The 10,324-nt window shown below is 69.5% G+C and carries 8 protein-coding genes and 1 pseudogene; 1 reads left to right on the forward strand and 8 read right to left on the reverse strand.

Annotated elements, in window-relative coordinates:
• The 8 genes from ABZV94_RS37245 to ABZV94_RS37280 all read right to left on the reverse strand — a co-directional run.
• The coding region (locus ABZV94_RS37245; RefSeq protein ID WP_356348708.1) for a histidinol-phosphate transaminase at positions 1 to 1,245 on the reverse strand (1,245 nt) is incomplete at its 3' end.
• 102 nt (positions 1,246 to 1,347) lie between these two features.
• Positions 1,348 to 2,496 carry an aldose epimerase family protein gene (locus ABZV94_RS37250; protein WP_356348710.1) on the reverse strand — a complete coding sequence of 383 codons (1,149 nt, stop codon included), beginning with the start codon at positions 2,494 to 2,496 and terminating at the stop codon, positions 1,348 to 1,350.
• Positions 2,497 to 2,521: 25 nt separating this feature from the next.
• The gene (gene mmsB / locus ABZV94_RS37255) at positions 2,522 to 3,766 is read right to left on the reverse strand and encodes a multiple monosaccharide ABC transporter permease (protein WP_356348712.1); all 1,245 of its coding nucleotides are present in this window, start codon (positions 3,764 to 3,766) and stop codon (positions 2,522 to 2,524) included.
• Entirely contained in the window at positions 3,763 to 5,313 is a 1,551-nt protein-coding gene (mmsA, locus tag ABZV94_RS37260) for a multiple monosaccharide ABC transporter ATP-binding protein (protein WP_356348714.1), read from the reverse strand. Before mmsA ends, mmsB begins: the two co-directional genes overlap by 4 nt.
• Before the next feature lie 34 nt (positions 5,314 to 5,347).
• Positions 5,348 to 6,457 (reverse strand): multiple monosaccharide ABC transporter substrate-binding protein, encoded by a 1,110-nt coding sequence (chvE, locus tag ABZV94_RS37265; protein ID WP_356348716.1) that lies wholly within the window; start codon positions 6,455 to 6,457, stop codon positions 5,348 to 5,350.
• 6 nt (positions 6,458 to 6,463) lie between these two features.
• Positions 6,464 to 7,480, reverse strand: coding sequence for a hypothetical protein (locus ABZV94_RS37270; protein ID WP_356348718.1), 1,017 nt, complete (start codon positions 7,478 to 7,480; stop codon positions 6,464 to 6,466).
• A 113-nt stretch (positions 7,481 to 7,593) separates the two neighbouring features.
• Positions 7,594 to 8,598, reverse strand: coding sequence for an alcohol dehydrogenase catalytic domain-containing protein (locus tag ABZV94_RS37275; RefSeq protein WP_356348720.1), 1,005 nt, complete (start codon positions 8,596 to 8,598; stop codon positions 7,594 to 7,596).
• Complete coding sequence (locus tag ABZV94_RS37280; protein WP_356348722.1) at positions 8,595 to 9,758, reverse strand: mandelate racemase/muconate lactonizing enzyme family protein; 1,164 nt, start codon at positions 9,756 to 9,758, stop codon at positions 8,595 to 8,597. The genes ABZV94_RS37275 and ABZV94_RS37280 overlap by 4 nt, the downstream gene beginning before the upstream one ends.
• Before the next feature lie 200 nt (positions 9,759 to 9,958).
• On the opposite strand from ABZV94_RS37280, the pseudogene ABZV94_RS37285 reads away from it, so the two are divergent.
• Positions 9,959 to 10,324, forward strand: a pseudogene (locus ABZV94_RS37285) (hypothetical protein); the annotation flags it as partial.

Here is a 10,324-nt window from a genome sequence, read left to right on the forward strand (position 1 = left end):
GGCGGCCGGAGCGGGGCCGGCTGGTGCGAGCCGCATGCCGGCCCCGTTGGTCTCGCTGACCAGCCGGTCGACCGCCGCCGTACCCGAGCTGTAGCTGGTCCCGGTGCCCGGCTCGGGTACGGCGGCTCCCCTCCTGGACCCGTAGAGCACCTGTTCCAGGCCGGACACCAGGCGACGCACGTCGACCTGGGGGCGCACCACGAGCCGCAGGAAGCGGCTGGAGGATCCGATCTTGTTGCCGCACTCGCGGACCAGGATCCGGTGCTCGGTGAGCATCCGGTCCCGCACCACCGTGCCCTCGGCGCCGACGGGCAGGCGCACGAAGAGGAAGTTGCCCTGGGAGGGGTAGACGGTGAGGCCGGGGAGCGCGGAGAGGTGGCTGGCCATCTCCAGGCGGTCGCGGCGGACCTGCGTCAGGCTCTGCGCGTACGCGGCGCCGTGCTCCTTCAGCATGAACACGACGTGCTCGGCGAAGGAGTTGAGGTTCCACTTCGGCAGCATCGAGCGGACCTTGCCCGCGAGCGCGGGGTTGGCGACGAGGTAGCCGAAGCGGATGCCGTGCAGGCCGAAGTTCTTGCCGAGGCTGCGCAGGACGATCACGTTGGGGCGGAGCATGGCCTCCTGGACGACGCTCGGTTCGGCCTCCGCGTCGGCGAACTCCAGGAAGGACTCGTCCACGATCACCAGGTCGAGGTCCGCCATGGCGTCCATGAACTGCACGATCTGCTGGCGGCGCAGGTAGCCGCCGTCGGGGTTGTTGGGGTTGCAGATCACGGCCACCCGGGTGCGGCGGGCGCGGAGGAACTCGGCGTACTGGCCGAGGTCCAGGGCGAAGCCGTTCGCCTCCTGGAGCGGGAACATGTCGACCCGCTTGCCGGTCTCCATCGGCTGGTCGGTCCAGCGGCCGAAGGTGGGCACGGGCACGGCGAGGGACTCACGGACCAGGAGGTGGTCGATCCAGGTGATCAGCTCGGTGGAGCCGTTGCCCATGGCCACGCACTGCGGCGGGAGCTGGAGCAGCTCGCACAGTTCCGCGGTGATGGTGTCGGCGCTGCTGGGGTAGTACGTGACGATCTCGCGCAGCCGGGTGCCCATCTCCTCGAACATGGCGGGAGTGGGGAAGTAGGGGTTGCACGGGATGCAGAAGTCCACCGGGCCCGACCCGTCGCTCTCCCGCGTCAGCGCCGCCATCGAAGGGCTGTGCGCGGCGGTGTTGCGGAACAACGAGGTGACGTTGTCAGGCAAGGGAACCTCCGTCGAAGGGTGGCCCGTGCGGGGGAGCACGGGCCACCCTTCGATACGGAGGGGACGGCAGTGGCGTTCAACTCACCGGCGGTGTGAGCCGGTTCACGCCCCGAAGGTGTGCAGGGTCGACGTCCGGTACGTCTGCCCCGGCCGCAGCACCGTGGACGGGAAGTTCGCGTGGTTCGGCGAGTCCGGGAAGTGCTGCGTCTCCAGGCACAGGGCGTCGCCCTGCCGGTAGGTGCGGCCGCCGGTGCCGGTGAGCGTCCCGTCGAGGAAGTTGCCGGAGTAGAACTGCAGGCCCGGCTGGTCGGTGGCGATCTTCAGGGTGCGGCCGGAGCGCGGGTCGCGCAGGGTGGCCACGTGCTCGGGCTTCGCCGTGATCCCCTTGTCCAGCACCCAGTTGTGGTCGTACCCCTTGGCCTGCACCTGCTGCTCGTGGCCCGCCCGGATGTCCCGGCCGATGGGCTTGGCGTGCCGGAAGTCGAACGGGGTGCCCGCGACCTTGGCCAGCTCGCCGGTGGGGATCAGGCCGGAGTCGGTCGGGGTGTAGCGGGAGGCGGCGATCGTGAGTTCGTGGTCCTCGATCGTGCCGCTGCCCTCGCCGGCCAGGTTCCAGTAGACGTGACTGGTGAGGTTGACGACGGTGGCCTTGTCGGTGGTGGCCGTGTAGTCGATGCGCCAGTCGCCGTGCCGGGTGAGCGTGTACGTCACCGTCGTCCGCAGCGTGCCCGGGTAGCCCATCTCGCCGTCGACGCTCGTGTAGTGCAGGTGCAGCCCGACGTCGGAGCCCTTGGCGAACGGCTCGACGTGCCACACGTGCTTGTCGAAGCCCTTGGCCCCGCCGTGCAGGCTGTTGACGCCGTCGTTCACGGAGAGCTGGTACGCCGTGCCGTCCAGCGTGAACTGCCCCTTGCCGATGCGGTTGCCGTAGCGGCCGATCAGGGCGCCGAAGTACGGGCTCTTCGCCACGTAGTCGGCGATGTTGTCGAACCCGGCCACGACGTTGGCGTACCGGCCGCGCCGGTCGGGCAGCTCCAGGGTCTGGACGATGCCGCCGTAGGACAGCACCTTCATCCGGGTGCCGCCGTTCTCCAGGGACCAGCGGTACACCTTCGTGCCGTCGGCGAGCGTGCCGAAGAGCTCCTTCACCGGCTTCCTTCCCGTGGCGGCCGCGGCGGTGCCGCCGAGGGTGGTGGCGGCGAGGCCCGCCGCGGCTGCTCCGGCCATGACCGTGCGTCTGTTCAGTTCCATGGATGCGGCTCCGTTTTCTGGGCGCTTACGAACCGGACTTGCGCTTGTTCCACACGTCGAACCCGACCGCCACCAGCAGGGCGAGGCCCTTGATGACCTGCTGCCAGTCGGTGCCGACGCTGAGGAGGTTCATACCGTTGTTCAGAACGCCGAGGACGAGACCGCCGATGATGGCGCCGAGGACGGTGCCGACACCGCCGCTCATGGACGCGCCACCGATGAACGAGGAGGCGATGGCCTCCAGTTCGAAGTTGACGCCCGCCTTCGGCGAGGCCGCGTTCAGCCGGGCGGCGACCACCAGACCCGCCAGGGCCGCGAGCACGCCCATGTTCAGGAAGACGTAGAAGGTGACCTTCTTGTCCTTCACGCCGGACAGCTTGGCCGCCGGCAGGTTGCCGCCGATCGCGTAGATGTGCCGGCCGAAGACCGCGTTGCGCATGACGTAGCCGTAGCCGACGACCAGCGCGCCGAGGATGATCAGCACGATCGGGGCGCCCTTGTAGCTGGCGAGCAGCAGGGTCAGGACGAGGATCGCGGCGACCAGGGCGGTCAGCTTGAGCAGGAACAGCCGGGTCGGCAGCACGTCCAGGGAGAACTCCTGCTGGCGGCGGCGGTCCCGGAACTCCTGCCACACCACGGCCGCGATCAGGACGAGCCCGAGCAGCAGGGTGAGGTTGTGGTAGTTGGTGTTCGGGCCGACCTCGGGCAGGAAGCCGTTGCCGAGCTTCTGCAGTCCGTCCGGGAACGGGCCGAGGGTCTGCCCCTTGAGCAGGATCTCGGTGAGGCCGCGGAAGAGGAGCATCCCGGCGAGGGTGACGATGAACGACGGTATGCCGAGATAGGCGATCAGATAGCCCTGGATCGAGCCGGCGACCGCGCCGACCACCAGGCACAGCACCAGCGCGACGGGCCAGGAGATCCCGTGTTGCACCGTCAGTACGGCCGCGAAGGCGCCGACGAACGCGGTGAGCGAGCCGACCGACAGGTCGATGTGCCCCGCGATGATCACCAGCATCATGCCGATCGCGAGGATCAGGATGTAGCTGTTCTGCAGCACCAGGTTGGAGACGTTGCGCGGCAGCAGCAGGTCCCCGTCGGTCCAGACCGCGAAGAGGACCACGATCAGGCCGAGCGCGATCAGCATGCCGTACTGGCGCATGTTGCGGCGCAGGCCGGCCAGCACCACGCCGAGCAGTCCCCCGTCGGCAGCCGGTCCGCTCCTGCCCGGCGGCGCGGGGGCCGGGCTCTTGGCGGTCACATCCGTGCTCATCGCGTTACCTCTTTGTCCTTCGTCATATGGCGCATCAGCACTTCCTGCGTGGCCTCGGCCCGCTGCACCTCACCGGTCAGCCGCCCGGCGGCCATCGTGTAGATGCGGTCGCACATGCCGAGCAGCTCGGGAAGCTCGGAGGAGATGAAGACGACCGCCTTGCCCTGGGCGGCGAGCTGGTCGATGACCGTGTAGATCTCGTACTTGGCGCCCACGTCGATGCCGCGGGTCGGTTCGTCGAGGATCAGCACGTCCGGTCCGGCGAAGATCCACTTGCTGAGGACGACCTTCTGCTGGTTGCCGCCGGAGAGCTTGCCCACCGGCTCGAAGACCGTGGGCGCCTTGATGTTCATGGACTTCCGGAAGCCCTCGGCGACCTGCCGTTCCTCGTGCTCGTCCACCACACCCCGCTTGGCGACCTTGTCCAGCGCGGTCAGCGAGATGTTCCGGTTGATGGTGTCGATGAGGTTGAGGCCGTAGTGCTTGCGGTCCTCGGTGACGTACGCGATGCCGTGCCCGATCGCCTCCGCCACCGTCTTCGTACGGATCTCCGTGCCGTCCTTCAGGACCGTGCCGGCCGCGTACCGGCCGTAGGTCCGCCCGAAGACGCTCATCGCGAGTTCGGTGCGGCCCGCGCCCATCAGGCCCGCGATGCCGACGATCTCGCCGCGGCGCACGCTCAGGGACACGTCGTCCACGACCTTGCGCTGCTGGTCGATCGGGTGGAACACGGTCCAGCCGCGGATCTCCAGCGCCGGCGCCGCGCCCTCCTCCGGCTGGTGCGGGGTGCGTTCGGGGAAGCGGTGGTCGAGGTCGCGGCCGACCATGCCGGCGATGATCCGCTCCTCGGTCGTCTCCGGCGCCTTCACGTCGAGGGTCTCGATGGACCGCCCGTCCCGGATGATCGTCACCGAGTCGGCGACCTTGCGGATCTCGTTGAGCTTGTGGGAGATGATGATCGAGGTGATGCCCTGGTTCTTCAGCTCCAGGATGAGATCGAGGAGCTTGTCGCTGTCCTCGTCGTTCAGGGCGGCCGTCGGCTCGTCCAGGATCAGCAGTTTCACCTGCTTGGACAGCGCCTTGGCGATCTCCACCAGCTGCTGCTTGCCCACGCCGATGTCGGCGACGCGGGTCTCCGGGTGCTCGTCCAGACCGACCCGGCGCAGCAGCTCGGTGGCGTGGCGCAGGGTCTCGCGCCAGTTGATGAGTCCGCGCGTGGCGTGCTCGTTGCCGAGGAAGAGGTTCTCCGCGATGGACAGGTGCGGCACCAGCGCCAGTTCCTGGTGGATGATGACGATGCCGTGCTGCTCGCTGGCCCGGATGTCCTTGAACTGGCAGATCTCCGACTCGAAGAGGATGTCCCCCTCGTAGCTGCCGTACGGGTGGACGCCGGAGAGCACCTTCATGAGGGTGGACTTGCCGGCGCCGTTCTCCCCGCAGATGGCGTGGACCTCGCCCTGTCGGACGGTCAGGGTGACGTCCGACAGCGCCTTGACACCGGGAAAGGTCTTGACGATCGAGCGCATTTCCAGGACGGGTCCCGCCATGGTCGTGCCTTCCAATCCGTAGGAAATGGGCGGGTTACTTGAGGTCGGCCTCGGTGTAGTAACCGCCGTCGATCAGCACCTGCTTGTAGTTGCTCTTGTCGACGCTCACCGGCTGGAGCAGGTAGGCGGGCACGACCTTGGTCCCGTTGTCGTAGGTCTTGGTGTCGTTGACCTCGGGCTTCTTGCCCTTCAGGGAGTCGTCCATCATCGTGGCGGCGACCTCGGCGAGCTTGCGGAGGTCCTTGTAGACGGTCTGCGTCTGCTGCCCGGCGATGATCGACTTCACCGAGGCCAGCTCGGCGTCCTGGCCGGTGATGACCGGCAGCGGCTTGCTGCCCGAGCCGTAGCCGTCCGACTTGAGGGCGGACAGGATGCCGATGGAGATGCCGTCGTACGGCGAGAGGACCGCGTCGACCCGGCCGCTCTTGTAGGACGAGGTGAGGATGTCCTCCATGCGCTTCTGCGCGGTGGTGCCGTCCCAGCGCAGGGTGACGACCTGGTTGAGCTGGGTCTGCCCGGACTTGACGACCAGCTGCTTCTTGTCGATGTACGGCTGGAGCACCTTCATGGCGCCGCCGAAGAAGTACTTGGTGTTGTTGTCGTCGTTGGAGCCGGCGAACAGCTCGATGTTGAAGGGGCCCTTCTTGCCCTTGCTCAGCCCGAGCTTGTCCACGAGGTACTGGCCCTGGAGGGTGCCGACCTTCTCGTTGTCGAACGAGGCGTAGTAGTCGACGTTCTTGGTGCCGAGGATCAGCCGGTCGTAGGAGATGACCGGGATGTGCGCGTCCGCGGCCTGCTGGAGCACGCTGTTCAGCGACTTGTTGTCGATGGCCGCGATGATCAGGCCCTTGACGCCCTGCGTGATCAGGTTCTCGATCTGGGAGACCTGCTGCTCCGGGTCGTCCTCGCCGTAGACCAGCTTGGTCTTGTACCCCTTGGCCTGAAGGTCCTTGACGACGTTCTTGCCGTCGGAGATCCAGCGCTCGGAGGACTTGGTCGGCATGGCGATGCCGATGGTGGCGCCCTTGACGTCGCCCGACTTGTCCTTGCTGCCGCCCTCCCCGCTCTGGCCGCAGGCGGTGAGGGTGAGGGCGAGCGAGGCGGCTCCGGCTATCGCGGCGAGGGCGGCTCTGCGGTTGCGCATGTGGGATCAGTCCTTGTCGTTCTCGTCGTTGAGAGGAGCGGAGGTGAGAGGAGCGGATGCTTCGACGGGGAAGCGGTGGAGCGTCCCGGGCATGCGGGAGCCGAGCGGCGCCATGTCGCCGTCCGCGCCGTGCCGGGCGAGCAGGTCCAGGGCGAGCCGGCCGCGCCGCACCCGCTCCCGGGCGGTGTCCAGGGTCACGTCCCGCAGATGGGTGCCCCACGGGTAGATGCCGGGGGCCTTGGACAGACCGAACTTCAGGTAGAGCGGTGCGCCGCGCCGGATCAGCTCGGCGACCTCGTACATCCGGACGTAGCCGCCGAGGTCGTCGGGGGCCTCGATGTACATGTCCATGGGGGCGCCGGAGACCCGGCGGATCTCGGTGAGGTGGTCCAGCGTCAGATCGCTGGGCACGTTGACGGAGTCGGCGCCGAGCCGCTCGTACACGGCGTACGAGGCCGGGTTCACCGGGCCGATGAGCGCCGAGACCTTCAGCGTGGTGTCGGCCGGGATGATGCCGGCCTGGCGGGCCCGGTGCAGGGTCCACAGCACGCCCTCGTCGGCGACCAGCAGGCACTTGACGCCCAGTTCGGTGGCCCGGACGGCGTCCTCGACGCAGCCGGCGACGGCGTCGTGGCCCCGGGCGCGCAGCCCGGCCCCCCGCGAGTCGGACCGCACCGAGCCGCCGATGTCCCAGGTGCCGCGCGGGCCGGTGAACAGGCACAGCTCGATGTCGCGTTCGCTGGTGGCGTCGACCATCTCGGTGATCTCGGCGTCGGTGAGCATCCACACGCCGCTGCCCTGGCTGATCCGGTGGATCGGCACGTCCAGGCGCGAGGCCTCCTTGAGGACGACCGCCAGCGCTTCGGGACCCTCGCACGAGGGGATCTCGGTGCGCCAGCGACCGCCGCCCGGGAAGCTGTGGGTGGAGGCGTCGGCGGGGTCGAGGGCGGGCGCGCCGAGGCCGAGTGCGGCGAGCACCTGCTCGCCGGGCCTGCGGGCTGCCGGGGCGGAAGCGTCGGTCACAAGCTGTCCTTCGTGTTCGGTATTTCGGACGAGGTTCGCGGCTCTGGGTAGGAAAAAGCGCCGGGTGTACGCCGGTCGGGGCGTCGTCAGGTCACGCCCCGACCGGCGTACGGTCAGGGACGGAGCAGCACCTTGCCCACCTGGGGATCACCGGCCCCCACCAGCTCGATGGCCCGCGGGAAGTCGGTCAGCGGCAACTCGTGGGTGACCAGCGGCAGCGGGTCGAGCAGCCCGGCGCCGAACACCCGCACGGCGTGCGCCCAGGCCTCCGGTGGCGCCCCGAAGACGGTGTGCACCTCCAGCTGCCGTACGACCAGGTCCGTCGGGTCGAGCCCGTCCGCGCCCGGCGCCGGAATCCCGGTGAGGACCAGCCGCCCGCCGCGCCGCGGCAGCGCGGCGGCGGTGCGCGCGGCGGACGCCGACCCGGCGGTCTCGATCACCACGTCGAAGTCGTCGGGCAACTTCTCGTCCTTCAGCCGGAAGTCGCTCGCCCCGAACCGCCGGGACAGCTCCTCCCGGTCGCCCCGCGTGCCCACCACGAGCAGCTCCGCCGGCGAGACCGCCTTCAGGAACTGCACGGCGAACATGCCCAGCGTGCCCGTGCCGACCACCGCGACCCGCTCGCCCGGCTGGGCGTTCGCCTTCAGCGCGGCGGCCGCGATGCAGGCGGCCGGCTCCAGCAGGGCGGCGGCGGTGAGGTCGGCGTCGTCCGGCAGGACGTGCAGCAGCCGGGCGGGCAGGGTCAGCGTGGCGGCCATGGCGCCCGGCTGGGTGAAGCCGGTCTCCTCGTACCCGGCCGAGCACAGCGTGGTCTCGCCCGCGTGGCAGCGCTCGCACACCTGGCAGTTGCGGAAGCCCTCGCCGACGACCTTGCGGCCGACGAGCGAGCCGGGAACCCCGGCACCCACCGCCGTGACCGTCCCCGACCACTCGTGTCCGGGCGTGAGCGGATACCGCACATACCCTTCCGGCCGGTTGCCCTGGTACACCTCGCGGTCGCTGCCGCAGATACCGGCCGCGTGCACCGCGACCAGTGCCTCGCCGGGGCCGGGCTGCCGGGGCGTGTGGGCCTCCACCCGGTGCACGCCCGGCGCCTCGACGAGGACCTGGGAACTCACTTCGTGCCCTTCGGCTTGCGCTGCTCCCAGCCCTCGGCCCACAGGTCGAAGCGGGCCTGCTGCTGCGGGAACTCCGCCGCCGCGTCGACGTCCAGCTCCACGCCGAGCCCGGGCGCGTCGGAGAGGTGAAAGCAGCCGTCCTCCGGGTTCACCTGCGGCGCACCCTTGACCACCTTCTTGATCTCCGCGTCCGCGAAGTCGTTGAAGTGCTCGAGGATCTTGAAGTTCGGGGAGGTGAACCCGACCTGGAGGGAGGCGGCGGTGAGCACCGAACCGCCCACGTTGTGCGGGGCGACGAGCATGTAGTGCGTCTCGGCGGTCGCGGCCAGCTTCCGGGTCTCCCAGATGCCGCCGATGTGGCCGACGTCGGGCTGGATGATGTCCACGGCCTGGCTGTCGAACAGCTCCCGGAACTCGATCCGGTCGTGGATGCGCTCCCCGGTGGCGACCGGCGTGTCCACCTTGGCCGCGACCTTCTCCAGCGCCTTCAGGTTCTCCGGCGGCACCGGCTCCTCCAGCCAGGCCGGCTTGAAGGGCGCCATCTCCTTGGCCAGCCGGACGGCGGTGGCGGGGGAGAAGCGGCCGTGCATCTCCAGCATCAGCTCGGCGTCCGGGCCGATCGCGTCCCGCACGGCCTCGATGAGCGAGACCGCGTACAGCGTCTCCTGGTGGTCCAGCTCGAAGTGCCCGGTGCCGAAGGGGTCGATCTTCAGCGCCCTGTAGCCGCGCTCCATGACGCCCCGCGCCGCCTTGTGGTACGCCTCCGGGGTCCGCTCGGTCGTGTACCACCCGTTGGCGTACGCCTTGACCTTGTCGGTGACCTTGCCGCCGAGCAGCTGCCACACCGGCACGCCCAGCGCCTTGCCCTTGATGTCCCAGCACGCCATCTCGATCACGGCGATGCCGGACATGACGATCTCGCCGGCCCGGCCGTAGTCGCCGTACTTCATCCGGCGCACGAGGTCCTCGACAGCGAACGGGTCCGATCCGAGAATGTGGTTGGCCTCGGCCTCGCGCAGATAGCCGATCAGCGCGTCGGTGTGCCCGAGCATCCGGGTCTCGCCGACTCCCGTGATGCCCTCGTCGGTGTGCACCTGGACGTAGGTCAGGTTGCGCCACGGCGTGCCGACCACGTGCGTGCTGATTCCGGTGATGCGCACGGCAGTTGCCCCTCAGCTGTTCGAGATTTCGTCACACGTTCGAAATGTTGGCGTGACAGTAAGGACGGTCCGGCGGGGGTGTCAATGGGTCGAACAGGTAACAGTTTCGGCAAGGCTTTCGAGAACTCTTTCGATCCCGCACCAAACCTTCACAGCGACGCCTGGAAGCGGAACCGCGCGGACTTTAGTCTTCCCGCGTCATGGACTACTGCCTCCCGTGCCGACGGCACCTCAACGGCGCCCTGGCCTGCCCGGGGTGCGGAACTCCGGCCGACCGGCTCGCCACCCCCGCGACCGCGCCGGCCACGCACCCGCGCGGGCACGAGCACGGGTACGCGCAGACGCCGACGGCCCAGGAGGCGCCGTACGAAGGGGCGCCCGGCACCCCTGACGTCCCCGGGGAGCCGGAGCGTGCGGGACAACCGGAACCGGGGGAGGCGGAGCCCGGCGAAGCGGACGGGGCGGAGGCCGGCGACGCCGGTGAGGACGGGGCCGCCCCGGCGGGCCGGAGGGGCCGGGACGGGGCCCAGGGCAGCCGCCGCGACCGCAAGGCCGCCGCGCACCGC

The sequence above is a fragment of the Streptomyces sp. NPDC004658 genome, assembly GCF_040609555.1.
Lineage (GTDB): Bacteria > Actinomycetota > Actinomycetes > Streptomycetales > Streptomycetaceae > Streptomyces.